Consider the following 585-nt stretch of genomic DNA (forward strand, 5'->3'; position numbering starts at 1 on the left):
TTGATACTTGCTAATCGTCCCCACGGTCTGATAGAGCTTTTCTCTTCCAGACTCAAAGATCTCTCGTATCAGCTTGATGTTCCGATAAATATCTTGGAGATACTCCAGGACATTTTTAGCACGATAACCCTTAAAAAACGGCGATTCTACACGCTTCGCCAGAGCGTTACTATCACGTTCATAATCTTTGACCAATTGCTTATCCAGGTCTTTTCGAGTAAGAGCGTACTGGGCTTGGTCTAATATGCCACGTTTTTTGGCAAGTCTTTGACGAGCTTCGTTTACTCCAGGTAATCGTTTTTGTAACTCTCGCCCTTCTGCTCCTAACTTTTTAGCTTCACGTTGATAAGGCTCAATCTCTTTCCGCTGATTCATAAGCCTTTTAGCTTCTCTATTCCAGTTTTGAGCATACTCTTTGTAATCGTCTTTAGCGCCCTTATAAAGCTTTTTCTGAGCGATTTGAGTCTCCTGGTCAAATATCCCAATCTCATACTTAAAGACTTGGAAAACGTCTTTTATGAGCTTATTTCGTTCTTCCAGCCAAGACTTGTTATTAAAACGCTTATCCTTTGCCGTAAATGACAG

The 585-nt window shown here is 40.9% G+C and carries 1 protein-coding gene; it reads right to left on the minus strand.

Features of this window, described 5'->3' with window-relative positions:
- Nucleotides 1–585, minus strand: a 585-nt coding sequence (locus tag C1E58_RS12110) for a hypothetical protein (RefSeq protein WP_161951302.1), incomplete at both ends; no start/stop codon positions are given.

Origin of the sequence: Streptococcus suis (assembly GCF_002964575.1) — a bacterium.
Lineage (GTDB): Bacteria > Bacillota > Bacilli > Lactobacillales > Streptococcaceae > Streptococcus > Streptococcus suis_R.